At 66.4% G+C, this 16,269-nt stretch carries 14 protein-coding genes; 3 read left to right on the plus strand and 11 right to left on the minus strand.

Translation table 11 applies throughout. The features are described from left to right. The first annotated feature begins 75 nt into the window (after window positions 1-75). The 3 genes from FO044_RS08790 to treY all read left to right on the plus strand — a co-directional run bounded on the left by FO044_RS08790 (window position 76) and on the right by treY (window position 5,232). Window positions 76-630, plus strand: coding sequence for a TetR family transcriptional regulator (locus FO044_RS08790; protein WP_132991524.1), 555 nt, complete (start codon window positions 76-78; stop codon window positions 628-630). A gap of 98 nt (window positions 631-728) precedes the next feature. After that, window positions 729-2,858, plus strand: a complete 2,130-nt coding sequence (locus FO044_RS08795; RefSeq protein WP_132991525.1) for an acyltransferase family protein — start codon at window positions 729-731, stop codon at window positions 2,856-2,858. A 43-nt stretch (window positions 2,859-2,901) separates the two neighbouring features. Further along, a complete protein-coding gene (gene treY, locus FO044_RS08800) occupies window positions 2,902-5,232 on the plus strand; it encodes a malto-oligosyltrehalose synthase (RefSeq protein WP_143965493.1) in 2,331 nt (776 codons plus the stop codon). A 4-nt stretch (window positions 5,233-5,236) separates the two neighbouring features. On the opposite strand, the gene FO044_RS08805 is transcribed toward treY, so the two are convergent. From FO044_RS08805 to FO044_RS08855, 11 genes are all read right to left on the minus strand, one after another. Next, window positions 5,237-6,004, minus strand: coding sequence for a hypothetical protein (locus FO044_RS08805; RefSeq protein WP_132991527.1), 768 nt, complete (start codon window positions 6,002-6,004; stop codon window positions 5,237-5,239). Window positions 6,005-6,011: 7 nt separating this feature from the next. After that, a complete protein-coding gene (locus tag FO044_RS08810) occupies window positions 6,012-7,172 on the minus strand; it encodes an MlaD family protein (RefSeq protein ID WP_235831280.1) in 1,161 nt (386 codons plus the stop codon). A 5-nt stretch (window positions 7,173-7,177) separates the two neighbouring features. Then, complete coding sequence (locus FO044_RS08815; protein WP_132991528.1) at window positions 7,178-8,269, minus strand: MCE family protein; 1,092 nt, start codon at window positions 8,267-8,269, stop codon at window positions 7,178-7,180. After that, entirely contained in the window at window positions 8,266-9,372 is a 1,107-nt protein-coding gene (locus FO044_RS08820) for an MCE family protein (protein WP_132991529.1), read from the minus strand. The genes FO044_RS08815 and FO044_RS08820 overlap by 4 nt, the downstream gene beginning before the upstream one ends. After that, window positions 9,366-10,385, minus strand: coding sequence for an MlaD family protein (locus tag FO044_RS08825; RefSeq protein WP_132991530.1), 1,020 nt, complete (start codon window positions 10,383-10,385; stop codon window positions 9,366-9,368). Before FO044_RS08825 ends, FO044_RS08820 begins: the two co-directional genes overlap by 7 nt. Beyond that, window positions 10,382-11,416, minus strand: a complete 1,035-nt coding sequence (locus FO044_RS08830; RefSeq protein WP_132991531.1) for an MCE family protein — start codon at window positions 11,414-11,416, stop codon at window positions 10,382-10,384. Before FO044_RS08830 ends, FO044_RS08825 begins: the two co-directional genes overlap by 4 nt. Continuing rightward, window positions 11,413-12,726 carry an MlaD family protein gene (locus tag FO044_RS08835; RefSeq protein WP_132991532.1) on the minus strand — a complete coding sequence of 438 codons (1,314 nt, stop codon included), beginning with the start codon at window positions 12,724-12,726 and terminating at the stop codon, window positions 11,413-11,415. The genes FO044_RS08830 and FO044_RS08835 overlap by 4 nt, the downstream gene beginning before the upstream one ends. 6 nt (window positions 12,727-12,732) lie before the next feature. After that, on the minus strand, window positions 12,733-13,599 hold the full coding sequence (locus tag FO044_RS08840; protein ID WP_132991533.1) for an ABC transporter permease: 867 nt from the start codon (window positions 13,597-13,599) through the stop codon (window positions 12,733-12,735). A 1-nt stretch (window position 13,600) separates the two neighbouring features. Beyond that, window positions 13,601-14,458 carry an MlaE family ABC transporter permease gene (locus FO044_RS08845; protein ID WP_132991534.1) on the minus strand — a complete coding sequence of 286 codons (858 nt, stop codon included), beginning with the start codon at window positions 14,456-14,458 and terminating at the stop codon, window positions 13,601-13,603. Window positions 14,459-14,627: 169 nt separating this feature from the next. Then, on the minus strand, window positions 14,628-16,022 hold the full coding sequence (gene ilvA, locus FO044_RS08850) for a threonine ammonia-lyase IlvA (protein ID WP_132991535.1): 1,395 nt from the start codon (window positions 16,020-16,022) through the stop codon (window positions 14,628-14,630). Next, window positions 15,976-16,245: a hypothetical protein gene (locus tag FO044_RS08855; protein ID WP_132991536.1), complete on the minus strand. Its 270-nt coding sequence runs from the start codon at window positions 16,243-16,245 to the stop codon at window positions 15,976-15,978. Before FO044_RS08855 ends, ilvA begins: the two co-directional genes overlap by 47 nt. Window positions 16,246-16,269: the final 24 nt, after the last annotated feature.

Raw genomic sequence — 16,269 nt, forward strand, 5'->3', positions numbered from 1 at the left:
TCCATCCCGGCAATCCTGAACACTGTACAGGCAAGCCTGTACGACGTACAGGAGGCCGGCGCGTACCCTGACGCGGTGAGCAACTCCCGAGCCGACGTCCTCGCGGCGGCACGCGCCATCCTCGCCGAGCACAGCCTCGCCGACCTGACGATGCGCCGACTCGCCACCGACCTGGGCGTCCGCCCCAATGCGCTGTACTGGCACTTCCCCAACAAGCAGTCGATGCTCGCCGCCCTCGCGGACGACATCCTCGCCTCCATCGACGCCCCACCCGACGACGTGTGGCCTGCCCGGCTCGCCGCAATGGCAGCCTCGATGCGCGACGCTCTGCTCGACGTCCCGGACAGCGCGGAGATCGTGTCGTCGGCGTGGGCATCGGGTCTCTCCGACCGCGGCATCGTCGATCTGATCGCCGCCGTGGCGCGAACGGGCGGGCTGACACAGTCGGCGGCGGCCGGAGTCGCGACCGCGATCTGCCAGCTCACCATCGGGCTGACCATCGAGGAGCAGACCCGCGGGCAGATGGAACGTCTCGGCGTGACCGGTCCGTCCGGACGTGACTTCGACGCCGAGTTCGCGGGCGGACTGGACATCATCGTCGCGGGCGCGGGCGCCCGCGGCCACAGCTGAGCACCGCGCCCGATTCGAGTTCATCCCGGCGAATGCGTAGATTTACTTGCCGATCACCCATGAGCTGCGGACCGCGCACCTGAACGAACAGACCCGACTTGACCTTCTCCGACTCTCCCGGAAACTCCGGATACCGCACCGATCTCGACGGACTCCGCGGGATCGCCATCGCGCTGGTCGCCTGCTTCCACGTCTGGTTCGGCCGGGTCTCCGGAGGTGTCGACGTCTTCCTGACGCTCTCCGGCTACTTCTTCCTCGGATCGCTGTACCGTCACGCCGTCTGGTCCGCGGATCCCCGCGCCACCTTCCGCGAGACGATGAACGTGTGGCCCCGCCTCGAACGTCTCCTGCGCCGTCTCCTGCCCGCATTGCTGACGGTGCTGATCGGTGTCGCCGTCCTCACCCTGGTGATCCTCCCCCGGACTCGCTGGAACGACGTCGGGCGCGAGATCGTCGCGAGCGCTCTCTACTACCAGAATTACTATCTGGCGGAGAACTCCCAGGACTACCTGGCCGCCAGCTCCGCTAACAGCCCGCTGCAGCATCTCTGGTCGATGTCGATGCAGGGTCAGTTCTTCGTCGCCGCCCTGGTCATCGCCTTCGCGATCGCCGCCCTCCTCAAAGCACTCGGCACTCGACTGGCGGTGTTCACCGATCCGAAGACCATTCGCCGGGTCATCGGCGGCACCACTGCGCTGATCGCCGCCGCATCCTTCTACTACGCACAGGCCCGCCTGGGCGCCGATCAGCCGTACAACTACTACGACACCGCGGCGCGCCTGTGGGAACCGCTGGTCGGCGGCCTGCTGGCCATCTGGATGCCGTTCCGCCGGATCTCCGGCCGGATCCGCAACCTGTTCGCGCTCGCCGCGATCGCCGCGATCGTGTCCTGCGGTTGGTGGATCGACGGTGTCGCAGAGTATCCGGGGCCGCTCGCACTCGTCCCGGTCGGCGCCACTCTGCTCATCATCTGGGCCGGTGCGGGCCACCGGCCCACGGTGAACCGCTGTCTCGCCGCGCGCCCCGGCGTATGGCTCGGAACCCTCGCGTACGCCCTCTACCTGATTCACTGGCCGCTGCTCATCTTCTACCTATCGTGGCGCGGGTCCGAGCACACGAACGCCCTCGAGGGAACCGCGATCCTCGCGGTGTCCCTGGGGCTGGCCTGGCTCGTCAAGAAGTACGTCGAGGATCCGCTGCGCGGCGGCGGACGATCGATCCTGGGTGACTGGCACTGGCCGGGTCGGCCGCGCATCACCTATGCGGCCATCCTCACGCTGATCCTCCTCCTCGGCTCGGTGACCGTCGGCACGGCGAGCGCGGTCTGGGACCGCAACGTCGGCTCGGCATCGGTCGACACCCGCGACCTCGATCCGGCGCTGTACCCGGGTGCCCGTGAACTGCTCGGCGATGCACCCGTCCCGGCGATGCCCCCGCGTCCGACCCCGCTGGAGGCCGCACACGATTATGCGGAGACCACGCTCGACGGCTACATGAGCGATTTCGAGGACACCGACTTCCACGTCGGCGTCTACGGCGACCCGACCGCGACCCGCACGATCGCGCTCGCAGGCGGATCGCACGCCGAGATGTGGATCTCCGCTCTCGACCGGATCGGGAGAGAGAACGGATTCCGGGTCACCACGTACCTGAAGATGGGTTGCCCGCTGACCACCGAGCCGACTCCGGCCCGCCTGGACGGCACTCCTTACCCGATCTGCCACGACTGGGTCCGCAAGGTGATGAACGAGATCGTCCGCACCGGGACCGACGCCGTCTTCACCAATTCGACCAGGCCGGACACCGACGGCCCGGCCGATCACACACCCGAGGGCTACATCGGGGTCTTCGACGAGTTCGCCCGAGCGAGGATCCCGGTCCTGGGCATCCGCGACGTTCCGTGGCCGCATCACCGAGACGGCCGGGACTTCAACACTCCCGAGTGTCTGGCGAACGGCGGGACCGCGACGACGTGCGGAACTCAGCGATCGACTGCCCTCGCCGCCGTCGATCCGATCGCCGAGTACGCACGCGCGACCCCGACGTTCCATCCACTCGACCTCAGCGCCGGTCTGTGCACCGACGCGTTCTGTCCCGGCATCGTCGGTAACATCATCGTGTACAAGGACTTCCACCACCTGAGCGCCACGTACGTTCGCAGCCTGACCGGCGAACTGTCGCGGCAGATGGCCCTGGCACTGCCCTGGACCGGTCCCGCTCTGTCCTGACACCGTCAGGGGGACGACCGCACGAATTCGCGATCGGAGACGCATGCCGACTGTTCCGACGGACCCGGTCGCCACCTATCGCGTCCAGCTCACACCCGAGTTCACGTTCGCCGAGGTGGTCGGCATCCTCGACCATCTCACCGCCCTCGGAGTCAGTCATCTGCATCTGTCGCCGATCCTGGCTGCGATGCCCGGATCGACCCACGGGTACGACTGGTGCCCACCCGCTCGCATCTCCCCCGTTCTCGGCGGACCCGAGGGGTACCGGCTGCTTCGTGAACTCGCTCGCGCCGCCGGAATCGGGATCATCCTCGACATCGTTCCCAACCACATCGGGGTGGCCGACGCACGGCGCAACGAATGGTGGGCGGACGTGCTGCGGTACGGTGCCGCCTCCGAGTACGCCGGCTTCTTCGATCTCGACACGGTGGGGGCCGACGGGCTCCTCTGCCTACCCTGGCTCGGGAGCGACGGCGACCTGTCGGGCCTCGTTCTCGACGGTGACGGCTGCCTGCTGCTGGGCGATCGCGTGCTGGTGACCGCACCCGGATCCAGCTCACCGGGCGACGACCCGCTCGCGGTGCTCGCACGCCAGCACTATCGCCTGGTGCCGTTCGACAGCCGGCTCATCGGATACCGGCGATTCCTCGCGGTCAACGATCTCGCCGCGCTTCGGCAGGACGCGCCCGAGGTCTACGACGCGACGCACGCATGGCTGCGCGAACTCGCGGCCGACGACCTGTTCGACGGCGTTCGGGTCGACCATCTCGACGGACTCACCGATCCCGTCGGCTACTGCGACCGTCTGCGCACCGACATCGGGGACCGGCTCCTCTACGTCGAGAAGGGTCTCGGCCCCGGCGAACGGATCGACCCGGTGCTTCCGGTGGACGGAACCACCGGGTACGAGCAACTGCGCATCATCGAAGCCGCATTCACCGCGGCGTCCGGTGTGATCGAACTGTCCGAGACGCATCACCTCGTCACCGGCGTCGTCGGCGACGGCGACGAACTGACTGCCGTGGCCAACGACCTGCGGCACGTCACCCTCATCGACATGTTCCCCGACCGGGTCCGGCGAACCACCCGCCTCCTCGAGGAGGCCGCGCCGGAACTCCCCGCACATCACCTGCATCAAGCGGTGACAGCCCTGATCTGCGAAGCGCGCATCGCGCGCATGGACTACCCGTCCGCGCTTCCCGCGGCACTCGCGACCCTGGACCGGTTGAAGCGGAGGAACCCCGACCGAACCGAGGCATTCGACGTTCTCGCGCACGCTTTCCAGGACGCGACGTTCGCGCCCGGCGCCGCGCAACGACTCGCCGAGGCGGTCTCCGCGATCAACGCGAAGGCGTTCGAGGACATCGGCTACCACCGGACCGCCCGGTTGGTCTCCGTTCAGGAGATCGGCTGCAGCCCCGGGGTGCCATCGGTGACCCGGGACGTGTTCCATCGTCACAATGCGGAGCGGGCTCGCGACCTGCCACGTGGCCTCTCAGCGCTCTCCACGCACGACACGAAACGCAGCGAGGACGTCCGGGCCCGGATCGCACTCATCGCGCAGTCGCCGCAGCGATGGTCGATCCTGGTCTTCACACTGCTGCGCATGCTGCCGCCGCCGGATGCGATGACCGGCTACTTCCTGTTGCAGAACCTGATCGGTGTGTGGCCGGCCGGAGACGACGGCGCAACCGGGAAACCGTCCGCCGCACTCAGCGCACGGCTGCGCGACTACGCGCGCAAGGCCATGCGCGAGGGCGGCACCGTCTCGTCGTGGACCGCCGTCGACGACGACGCCGAGGCCGCCGTCATCGAATGGCTCGACGCCGTTCAGACCGGGGCGCAGGCCGCCCTGATCGCCGACTTCGTCGCCGGAATCGCCCCATCGTCTCGCGATGAGGCGCTCTCCAGAAAAGCCCTGTCCCTGCTGTTGCCCGGGGTCGGCGAGATATACCAGGGCACGCAGTGGTGGGACGACTCGCTCACCGATCCCGACAACCGGCGACCCGTCGACTACTCGCAATCACCCGACCACCCGAAGACCGCGCTGGTGCGGGCCGCACTCGACCTGCGACGCCGTCATCCGCGAGCATTCGGCCCCGGAGGGACGTACCGCCCGCTGCGGGTCAGCGGACCGAAGGCCACGCACGTCCTCGGTTTCGCCCGCGGCACCCACGACAACCCACCCGACGTGGTGGTCCTGACGATCCGGCTCGCGCACACCTTCCGTCCCGGAGTCGAACGCCGCGATGCGACGATCGACCTCCCGATCGGACTGTGGCGCGACTCCGAGACCGGCCGGGACCACGCGGAGACGGCGACTGCTGCCGAACTGCTGGGCGACCGCCCGGTCGTGTTCCTCGAACGACTCTGAGAGGTCAGCCTGCCGGCTGCGGCTGTCCCGGTGCGGGCGCCGGCACGGGTGCCCCGCCAGGTGCACCGCCACCCGGCTGACCTGTGGGCGCGCCGGACTCCATGCCCGGGACCATGCCCATATCCGAGACGAGCCACTCGCCGTCCACCTGGTCGAGCGTCAGCTGGAGCAACGACAGGAACTTGCCGCCGCCCGGGGCGGTCGCACTCGTACCGGTGAACTCGACGGCGAGCACCGTGACCGCACGCGAGTCATCGAACGACTCGACCATCGACGCGTTGATCTTCGTCTCGACGTTCGCGAGCTTCGAGCTCTTCACGAACTCGACCGTCTTCGACGCATCCGTATCCAGCCGGGTACGAAGGTCTCCCGTCGTGAGCGGGCCGACCTTCTCCTTGAGCGCCTGCGGAGTGGGGTTCTCGCCCATCGCGACCGCGAAGTACTCGTCCACGAACCCCGCCGCGGCCGCCTTGCTGTCCTCGAACGCCGACAACTCCGACTTCGCCTCGTAGAGCTTCCACCCGCCGAAGACCAGACCCGCGATCACGGCGATGGCGACTATCCCCGCGCCGACGCGCTTGAGGGCACGCGCCGACACCGTGAACTCCCGGTTGCCAGACGACTTCTCGGTGCTCTTCTGGGACTGCGCCCGAGCACGTGCCTTGGCGGCCACCCCGGACTGGGCTTCGGTTATCTTCTCACCTGCCGTATCTTCGTCGGCGGGGTCAATCTCGGGCTTCGTGGGGTCGATCTCGGGCTTCTCGGAGCTCATACGTCCTTCACTTGTCCAATGGAACGGTTCTCGCGTTCGGATCGTAGTTCGGCGGCGGCCCGGCGGTGTCATCGCCCTTGGGGCGCGGCGCATTCGCCGACCCGCGGATCTGCATCGAATCGTCGTTCGTCACGCAGTACAGGTTGGTCGGCACGGTCAGCTCGAGGATCTTGGTCGGCCGTTCCGGCGTCACCTGGTAGTTGCAACTCGGCCTCGGGTAGAGCGAGGCCAGCGCCCACCACGCACCGTCGTGGAACATCTTCTGCCCCTGAATGCTGCCGTCCCGCATCGAGGGGAGCAGCGTGGCCAGGGTCGGCGCACGCAACGCTCCCTGCCGTGCCACGTCCAGGAACTGCTCGAGCACATCGCTCACCGGGTCGGTGATGGTGGCGAGTGAACCGGTCAGGCTGGTCAGTCGCGCCGGACCGCGTCCGAGCAGGGTGCGCAATTCACCGTCCGCCTTCACCGCCGCAGTCATCGTCGCATTGAGTCCGTGCGACAGATGCTGAAGATCCGGTTGAATGTCGGCTGTCGTCTTCAGGATCGTGCCCGCGTTGTCGATCAGTTTCGTGGTCTGGGGCAATGCCCGCGCGAGGTCCGCGAAGATCACCCCGCCGGAGTGGAAGATCGACTTCAACTGGTTCGGCCGCTGATCGTTGAGCGCCACCTCCAGTTCCTGAAGCGTCGACGTCAGCTTCGGCGGATCGATCTGGCTGATCACATCGAGCGTCGACTGCAGCATCGAATCGAACGGCGCCGTGACGTGCGTCTGGCCCACCGCGATCGTGTCACCGTCCGACAGATACGGCCCGTCGTCGGTCGTCGGGGTGAAGTTGACGTACTGCTCACCGGCCGCCGACAGGCCGAGAGCCGACACCTTCGAGTTCTCGTTGATGTCCACCGAGTCCTGGAGTCGGAGCTCCACGACCACGTCCGACGGAGTCACCCGGATGTCCCGGACCTCGCCGATCTGCGATCCGCGCAGCATCACCTTGCTGGTGCCCTGCAGACCGCCGGACTGCGGAAAGTGGACTGTCACGTCGTACGTGCCCTGCCACGGTCGCCAACTGAGCGAACCGAACGCGATGTAGGCGAGCCCGAGCAGCATCACCAGTACCAGCCCGATGTTGCCGATCACCATGCTGTGCTTGCGCAGCCACCTCATCATTCACATCACCTCTGCGTCCCGGTGATGCGGGCGAGGAGTCGCTGCAGCGTCTGCTGCAGGGCGTGCCCGCCCTTGTCGACGTCGCCCAGTTCCGGAAGGCGCGACGCGGAGTCGAAACCCAGCCCGGGGCTCAGCCAGTACACCTTCGCCGACACCGACGCCGCAGCACCGCTCGTTGACTTCATCCACTTCGGATTCAGCTCGGCGAGACGGTCGGCGAGCGGCCCAAGGGTCGGCGCCGACTCGCCCAACGCGACGAGCGTCGTATTGAGGTGCCCCAGCATCTCGGACAGGTTTCCCTGTTCGGTGCGCAGGAAGTCGTTCGTCGCGGCGGTCACCTTGTTCGACTTGTCGAGTGTCGTGAGGATGTCGCCGATCTGGCTGTCGACCGCGTCGATCGCCGGCGGCAGCTTGTTGATGGCCGCCGCGATCTGCGCACGGCCGTCCGCCAGTTCTCCGGTGAGCCGCGCCGTGTTCCTCATCGCACGGTCGACCTGTCCCGAGTTCCGATTGAACTTGTCGATCGCGGTGGTGAATCCGTCGATCGAGCCGCGCAGTTCGGGGGCGTTTCCGGAGACCGCCGTCGACAGTTCGGTGAAGATCGTCTGCAGCGAGTTGATCGATCCGGAGTCGACGAGTGCGGTGGCGCTCACCAGCAGATCCTCGACAGTTGCCGCTGCCGATGTCGGGCCGGTGAGAGCACCGCCGTCACCGACGACGCCCTTCGACGAGTCCTCCGGCGGCAGCAGCGCTACGAACACGTCGCCGAGCGGTGTCGCCTGCCGGAGTTCGGCACCGGTTCCGATCGGCAGTTCCGCGCTCTCGGCGACGTTCATCGTCACCGTGGCGCGGTAGTCGTCGACGGTGATGTCCTCGACCTCGCCGATGTCGGTGCCGCCGAGCCGGACCTTCGCTCCATCCGGCAGGTTCAGCGCATTCCGGAAGGATGCGTGCACGGTGATCGCGTCACCGATTCCGCCCGGCGCGGGCAAGGGGATCTGCTGGACCGTCACCCCGGGCAGCGACCCGCACGCCGCGAGACTCACCGTGGTGAGCATCGCGACCAGGACTGCCCAGGTTCTCCTCATTCGCGTCATCTGCCACTCAGCTCCAACAGTCCGGAGTAGATGCCCAGGTCCGGACCGAAGTCGGTCAACTGTCCGGTCCGGCAGCCGGTCTTGTTGAGGTTGATCGCCTCGCAGAACTTGTTGGCCATCTCGTTGTCGAGCAGCGACTTGTCCAACAGGACGCCGGCGCGCCATGCCCCCTGCTCGGCCGACACCGAGTTGGAGAGGTTCTGGAAGAGCAGCGGTGCCACGTCGATGGTCTCGACCACCTGCCGCGAGTAGTCCGACAGGTTCGCGGCGAGTGAAGCGAGCCTGCCCGTCGACGAGCTGATCGCACCCGAATTCCGGTCCAGGAACTCCGAGGTGTTCGCCAGCGTCCGGTTCAGATCGTCGAGCGTGGCGACGAGACCGGTGGACTGCTCCCCGAGCATCTTCGACACGTTCGTGATCGACGACGAGAACTGCTTCATCTTCGGATAATTGTCAGTGAGCGTCGTGGTCAGCGTGCTCAACGATTTCAGGATGTCGACGATCGCGTTGCCGTTGTCCGCGCCCGTCTTACCGGCCTCTGCCAACGCGTCCAGCGCTGCGCGCAGCCGTTCCCCGTTGCCGTCGGCGATACCCGAGGTGATGTCCACCAGATCGGCGATCGGTCCGGTGCCGGGCGCGTCCCCCGACAGGTTCTTCACCAAGTCGTCCACCGCGTCGAACAAGGTACCGATCTCCACGGGGGCCTTCGCGTGCGCGATCACGTCGCCGTCGCCCAGAGTCGGCCCCTCGGTGTACGCCGGCGACAATTCGACGTGCCTCGTCGTCACGATCGAGGTGTTGACGATCGCGGCGGTGACGTCCTTCGGCACCGGAACGTCGTCGTCGACGGTCATCTCGACCTTCACTCGGGTGCCCTGCGGTTCGACCGAGGTGATTCGGCCGACCGGCATGCCCAGGACTGCGACGTCATTGCCCTCGAACAACCCGGACACGTCCTCGAAGTAGGCGGTGACGGTGTTGATCTGGCCCGTTGCCTTCTGCAGACTCGTCGGCATCATCGAGCACCCGGCGACCACCAGCGCGGTCATCGTGGCGACTGCGACCGCGGCCAGTCCGCGAGCCGTCCTCGTACGTGTCAGCATCCGTCCACCACCCGGGCCAGGCACAGCCAGTTGTCGGGGAAGAGCCCCCACGGCAGGTAACCGTTCGCGTAGGGGCCGTCCCCCATGATGTTGTTCGTCAGTCGCGCAGTCACCGGCAGTACCTCCAGCAGCTTGCGCAGGTTGTCACGGTTCTTCTCCAGACCCGACGCGATCGTGTCCAGGTTCGCCATGACGGGGGCGAACTGATCGCCGTTCTCCCGTGCGACGGCACGGGCCTGCTCGGTGAGTTCGGCGACACCGTCCAGCATCCGGGTCACCAGGTGCTCACGCGTCTGGATCTTGGTAGCCAGCTGGCCGCCTTGTCCGACGATGATCGACAGCTGGAACTGGCTGCTCTGCACCTGCTCGGTGACCGACTTCGTGTCGTTCATCAACTGGGTGATCTGGTCGCTTCGGTTGTTGATGACCGCAGACATCCTCGTCAACGCGTCGAGGGTCGGCGTGGCGATCGCCGGCGCGCCGCGCAACTGGGTGTTCAGCGTGCGGATGCTGTTCGCCAGGTCGTTCGCCTCGATGCCGTCCAGGATCGGGGTGCCCTTGGCGAGCGTCTGCTGCAGGTCGTACGGAACGGCGGTGTGCTCGATCCGGTCACCGGAGAGCTCCTTGTCGGATTCACCCAACACGATGTCGATGTACCGCTGGCCGAGCAGAGTCGACAGCTTGATCTCGGCGGAACCGTCCTGCATGACGACGACGTCGCTGTTGACCTTCATATCGATCTTGACGTGGTCCCGGACCAGCTCGGTGGAGGTGACCTCTCCGATGTCGATGCCGGCCACTCGCACCTTGTCGCCTGTGCGGACACCACCCGCCTGCACGAAATCGGCGGTGTACGAGCGCTTTCCGAAATCCGCCTGGGCGAACCCGACGATGCCCACGAGCAGCGCGATGATCGCGACCGCTCCGAGGATGCCGATCCAGACTTGACGGTTCTTCGGCTTCCCTGACTTCGGCTTCCCTGACTTCGGCTTCCGTGACTGCAGACGACTCATCGGCACACCACCGAGTGCTGAGTGCCGCCGATCTTGTTGATCAGTCCGGGCGGCGGGAAGACGTTGCCGAACGCGATGTCCAGGTCGCATGCGTAGATGTTCAGGTAGGCGCCCTGCATCATGACGAACGGGAAGTGCCCCAGGAACTGCGGAGCGATACGCGCCATCTTGTCGAGCTTGGCACCGGAGTCGATCAGCTTGTCCGTGGCTTCGCGGGCCTGCGTTCCCGCAGACTGGAGGGCGCCCCGGTTATCGGCGAGCACGTCCGCGAATCCTGCTGCGGTCCGGCCGATCCGGTCGATCGACTTCCCGAATTCGGCCGAGTTGCCGTTCAGGTTCTCCACCAGTTTCGACGCGCTGTCGAGCAAGGTGGTGATCTGCTTCCCCTGCGACGCGAGTTCACGCATCACGATCCCGAGATTGCTGATGACCGCGCCGAGGACCTGGTCGCGGTTCGCCATGTCGTCCGCCACGGTCGAGATCTGCTGGAGAGTCCGCGACAGTGAGACCTCGTCCCCCTGGAACGTCTTGATCAGACTCTCCGACAGCGAGTTCACCTGTTCGGGACGCAATGTGTCGAACACCGGCTGGAAACCCGCGAGCAGTTTGGTCACGTCGAACGAGTCCTCGCCGGGCAGGTGCAGCGTCGATCCCCGTTCGAGTTCCTTGCCGGGCCGGTCGTCGTCGAGGCTGAGCGCCAGGTACCGCTGGCCGATCAGATTCTGGTAGCGGATCGCCGCGCGTGTGTTGTCGTAGATGTGCTGGTCGTTCTGCACTTCGAAGGTCACACGGGCCCGGCCCTCGTCGAGCACGATGTCCCCGACACGGCCCACGCGCACTCCCGCCATCCGGACGTCATCGCCCGAGCTGAGACCCGACGCATCGGTGAAGTACGTGCTGAAGTCCTCGGTGGACCCCTGCACCGATCGTTCCAACGTCGACCAGATCAGGTAGGTCACCAGCACTGCGACCACCGCGAAGACGCCGAAGCCGATGAGCGGCTTGCGAATACCCTCGGTCTCCTTGCTCACCGCTCCCCTTCCTTCGCTGACGGCTTCTCCTGCGTGGGCGCCACCGAGACCAGCGGTCCGACCATGAGGGTCTCCGCGGACGAGGGCTTGCGACCGAGAGCGCCGCTCAACGTCTCACCGTCCCTCTTCGTCGTCACGCCGCGCGCCTTCTTCGACACCTTGCGGCGCTGCATTCCGTCGCTGGGATACACACTCAGCGGGCCGGACATCGTCGGCCCGGTGCCGGTTCCCGGCCCCACGCATCCCGGTCCGCGGAGCTGGCCGTACGGCCCGCCGTCGTACACCGGGCAGTTCTGGCGCGTGTACATCTCGTACGCGCTGAAGTTGATGCCGAGATTCAGCTGGACGTGACCGTTGACCCCGGTGAACACCCCGAGCACGCGACCGGCCAGCACGTACAGTTCGCGCAGTGCCTGCGGCATGGCGTCCGGGTCGTACATCAGCGCGCCCAGCATGGTGTTCAGATCGCGGACGATCCGCTTTCCGCCGTCGCCGTTCGCGGCGAAGAGGGTCTGCGTCTGATCGAGCACACCTTGACCCGCGGACAGGAGCGCGGTGAGTTCGTCCTGCTTCTCGGCGATCGTCAGCGCCGGCTTCACCGACTTACCCAGCGTGTCGAGCAGTTCAGGCGTGGAGTCCGCCAGCCCCCGAACCGCCCGGTTGAAGTCGTCGAAGCCCGACGGAGCGCCCGGCGGGAACTTCGAGTTGATCGTCTTCCAGTAGGTGTCGAGCACACCGACGAAGGTGGAGAACGTCTGGCCGCCGTCCTTGAGCGCATCCGCGAGCGCGCCGAGCACCTGTGCGAGATCCTCGGGCGGCACGCTGCGCAACAGGGTGCGCAGTTCGTTCTGCGCGTCCTGCAGCCGGATGGTCGGTTCGGAGGTGTCGGCCTCGATCACGTCGCCTGCCGACAATCGCTCATCCGACGTCTGCGCAGGTGCCAGCAACTGCACCGAGTTGACGCCGAACAGGTTCGACGGCACCGTACGCGCCGTCACCTCCGCGGGGATTCCCTCCGCCTGCTTCGAATCGAGGAGGATCTTGACGTTCTTGCGCTCGCCCGAATCCGCGCCGGTCTCGATCACGTCGACTGCGCCGACGATGAAACCGTTGTACCGGACGTCGGCTCCGGTGATGAGGCCGTCTCCCACATCCGTGAGTGACGCCGTCACCTCGGTGTTGTCGTCGAACTTGCCCTGGTAGCGCATCATCAGCAGACCCAGAACCAGGACGCCGACCGCGGCGAAGACGACGCCCCGGATGAAGTACGTCTTCACCGACGGGTCGCGGCCGCCTGTATCGATCCTCATCCCGGCCTACCCCGATATCCTGATTCCGGCGGACATGCCCCAGAACACGAGAGTGAGAATCAGATTCGCGAACACGATCGTGATGATCGACAAGCGAATCGCGTGCCCGGCGGCGATACCGACGCCTTCCGGGCCACCGGATGCGAAGTACCCGTAGTAACACTGGATGAACGTCGTCAGCAGAACGAAGACGATCACCTTGATGAATGAGAACACGACGTCGCGCGACAGGATGAACGACTCGAAGTAATGCAGGTACGTTCCGGTGCCCTCTCCGCTCTGCACCTGGAACATGAACTGGCAGGCGATGTAGTTGGCGGCCAACGAGATCGCGTACAGCGGGATGATCGACAGCACCGCCGCGGCCATGCGAGTGGTCACCAGGTACGGGAGCGGCCGGATCGCGATCGACTCGAGCGCGTCGATCTCCTCGCTGATCCGCATCGACCCGAGCTGCGCTGTGAATCGACATCCGGACTGAGCGGTGAAAGCGGTCGCAGCCAGCAACGGGGCGATCTCACGGGTCGTCGCGAAAGCAGACAGCCCACCCGTCAGCGGTCCCATGCCGAGCAGATTCAGGGCTGTGTACCCCTCGATGCCGACGGTCGCACCGCCCATCACGCCGAGGATCACCATGACACCGACCGTGCCGCCGCCGACGACGATCGCCCCGTTGCCCCAGGCGACGTCCGAGAGCAGCCGCCACACTTCCTTCTTGTAGTGACGGAACGTGATCGGGGTCGATCCGATCGACTTCACCAGGAAGGTGATGAGATGCCCCATCGCCACCAGCGCGTCGCGAGGTGCCTCGATGGCCTTGCGCCCCCACTCCAGCGGCTTCAGCAGGGTCGGGGTGTACCGGGACGCAGTCATCTCACACCACCTTCGTCGGTATGACGAGGGCGAACAGCTGAGTGAGCACCACGTTGACCGTGAACAGAAGCAGCACCGAGTTCACCACGGCGGCGTTCACCGAGTTCGCGACCCCGGCCGGGCCGCCACTCGTGTTCAGGCCGCGGTCGCAGGCCACGACCGCGACGATCGCACCGAAGATGACGGCTTTCACCAACGCGAATATGAGGTCGGAGGTGCCGGCGAACGACGCGAACGTCCCCGTGTAACTGCCTGGCGTGCCCCCTTGCGCGTAGACGTTGAAGACGTAGCCGGTGATGAAGCCGACGAAGCAGACGAAGCCGCAGAGAAGGAAGGCGACCACCATCGTGGCGAGCAACCGCGGCGAGATCAGTCGCTGGATCGGGTTGACGCCCATCACCCGCATGGCGTCGATCTCGTCGCGAATCGTGCGCGAACCGAGGTCTGCGGCGATCGCCGACCCGACGGCGCCGGCCAGGAGCAGCGACGTGACCAGGGGCGCACCCTGCCGGATCACCCCGAGCCCGGTAGCCGCACCGGAGAACGACGTCGCACCGATCTGCCCGGCGATGTTCGACACCTGGATCGAGACGATGACACCGATCGGGATCGCTACCAGGAGTGTGGGGAACACGGATGTGGACGCCATGAAGGCGCACTGCCGAACGAACTCCCGGAACGGGAACCTCCGCTTGGCGATGTCGGTGACGAGAACGGAGAACACCTGGACGAACATTCCGAGCTGGCGACCGAAGGTCTCGAAGGACTTGGTGATGTGCTCGTGGAACCATTTGCGGACGCCTTTGCGAGGCTTCGGCTCTCGCTTGACGGCAGGGGCGTCAACTGTCTCCGTGCTCACACCCCTACCTTCACGTCATTCGGCGATAGTCCGATCGGCAGCGTTTCGATCCACCTATCCGTGGTCGAAGCATACACAGCCGCACCCGGTAAGTGTGCTAGGGGTCACAGATACTTTCAGATGTGTCGCACGAGCCACATCTCAGGCAGCTCACAGCCCGCACTCACGTCTATGTCAGGTAGCGGTACGCAGCGCTCCCCGGCTCCAACCGCTCCACCTGCAGGCGCGATCGACCCATCCGGTCCTGCAAACCTGCGAGGCACGACGGGTCGCCGATCTCGAGGCCGACCAGAGCGGTGCCCGTGTCGCGGTTGTTCCGCTTCACGTACTCGAACAACGTGATGTCGTCGTCCGGGCCGAGCACCTCGTCCAGGAACCGGCGCAACGCGCCCGGCTCCTGCGGGAAGCTCACCAGGAAGTAGTGCTTGAGCCCCCGGTGCACCAGCGACCGCTCGATGACCTCGCCGTAGCGGGAGACGTCGTTATTGCCGCCCGACACGAGTGAGACGACGCGAGCGCCGGGCGCGAGCGGCAGTGCGTCGATCGCGGCCGTCGCAAGAGCGCCCGCGGGTTCGGCGATGATTCCCTCGTTCTGATAGAGCTCGAGCATCGCCGAGCAGATCGCCCCCTCGTCGATGTTCATCACGGTCACGCTGCCCGGCGCGAGATCGATCTCGCCCGCCTCGATGACCGGAACCGCGGGCTGCTCGGCGACTGCGTCGAACATCGCGTGTCGCACGACGCGTGCCCCCGCAGTGCTCATCACTGCATGACCGAGTGCGCCGATGCGCTTGACCGACGCTCCGTCCACGAACGGATCGACCTCATCGAGGGTGACCGGTTCCCCGGCCACCAGGGCTGCCCCGAGCGAAGCCGCGCCGGCAGGCTCGACCCCCACGATTGCGGTCGACGGGCTGGCGGCCCGCAGGTACGTGACGATCCCCGCCATGCAGCCGGCACCCCCGACCGGCAGCACCACCACGTCGGGCGGACCGTCGAGCTGGTCCAGGATCTCTTTGCCGATGGTCCCCTGACCCGCCGCCGTCCGCGCATCGTCGAACGCGTGGATCCAGGTCGCACCGGTGCGAAGCACATCGGCCTGAGCCGCTGCGGCCGCGGCGTCGTACGTGTCGCCGACGGCGATCAGTTCGACGAAATCCCGGCCGTGCCACGTGATGCGGTCACGCTTCTGCTTCGGCGTGGTGGTCGGCACGTAGATGCGGCCGTGGACTCCCATCGTCGCGCAGGCGAATGCGACGCCCTGCGCGTGATTGCCCGCACTGGCCGCGACGACACCTGCGGCGCGCTCGGCGGCGCCGAGCTGAGTCATCACGTTGTACGCTCCGCGGATCTTGTACGACCGGACGGACTGCAGATCTTCACGCTTGAGGAAGATCGACGCGCCGGTGGCGACACTCAACCGGGGACAGGCCTCGAGCTGAGTGTCGATCACGACGCCGTTCAGCCGCTCTGCTGCCGCATCGATGCTGGCGCGGTTCAGGCCGGGAACGGGATCGTCAGTGCTCTTCTCGTCTGCTGCGGGCGGCGTACTCACGTCGTCCATGATTCCACCGGGTGCCGACTGCGGCATACCCGCCCCACCACACGGCGAGCGACAGTGCGGCCCCGACCCACGCACCGGTGATCGCCGTGCCGCCGACGAGCAGTACCGACCCGACTGCGAGCAGCGCCGCGACCACTGCCGCGAACTTGTTCAGCGGCCACTGAGCACCAGCGACCGACACGGTGGGCATCGCCCGTGCTGCCGACTGAATGAGGGTGGTCATACGACCCAGTGTAGCGGATCCGCA

The organism is Gordonia zhaorongruii, assembly GCF_007559005.1.
Lineage (GTDB): Bacteria > Actinomycetota > Actinomycetes > Mycobacteriales > Mycobacteriaceae > Gordonia > Gordonia zhaorongruii.

Bases quoted from the DNA above. Each gene is read 5' to 3' on its own strand.
- treY (WP_143965493.1), top strand. From the start codon at position 2,902: ATGCCGACTGTTCCGACGGACCCGGTCGCCACCTATCGCGTCCAGCTC.
- FO044_RS08805 (WP_132991527.1), bottom strand. From the start codon at position 6,004: ATGAGCTCCGAGAAGCCCGAGATCGACCCCACGAAGCCCGAGATTGAC.
- FO044_RS08810 (WP_235831280.1), bottom strand. From the start codon at position 7,172: ATGATGAGGTGGCTGCGCAAGCACAGCATGGTGATCGGCAACATCGGG.
- FO044_RS08815 (WP_132991528.1), bottom strand. From the start codon at position 8,269: ATGACGCGAATGAGGAGAACCTGGGCAGTCCTGGTCGCGATGCTCACC.
- FO044_RS08820 (WP_132991529.1), bottom strand. From the start codon at position 9,372: ATGCTGACACGTACGAGGACGGCTCGCGGACTGGCCGCGGTCGCAGTC.
- FO044_RS08825 (WP_132991530.1), bottom strand. From the start codon at position 10,385: ATGAGTCGTCTGCAGTCACGGAAGCCGAAGTCAGGGAAGCCGAAGTCA.
- FO044_RS08835 (WP_132991532.1), bottom strand. From the start codon at position 12,726: ATGAGGATCGATACAGGCGGCCGCGACCCGTCGGTGAAGACGTACTTC.
- FO044_RS08840 (WP_132991533.1), bottom strand. From the start codon at position 13,599: ATGACTGCGTCCCGGTACACCCCGACCCTGCTGAAGCCGCTGGAGTGG.
- ilvA (WP_132991535.1), bottom strand. From the start codon at position 16,022: ATGGACGACGTGAGTACGCCGCCCGCAGCAGACGAGAAGAGCACTGAC.
- FO044_RS08855 (WP_132991536.1), bottom strand. From the start codon at position 16,245: ATGACCACCCTCATTCAGTCGGCAGCACGGGCGATGCCCACCGTGTCG.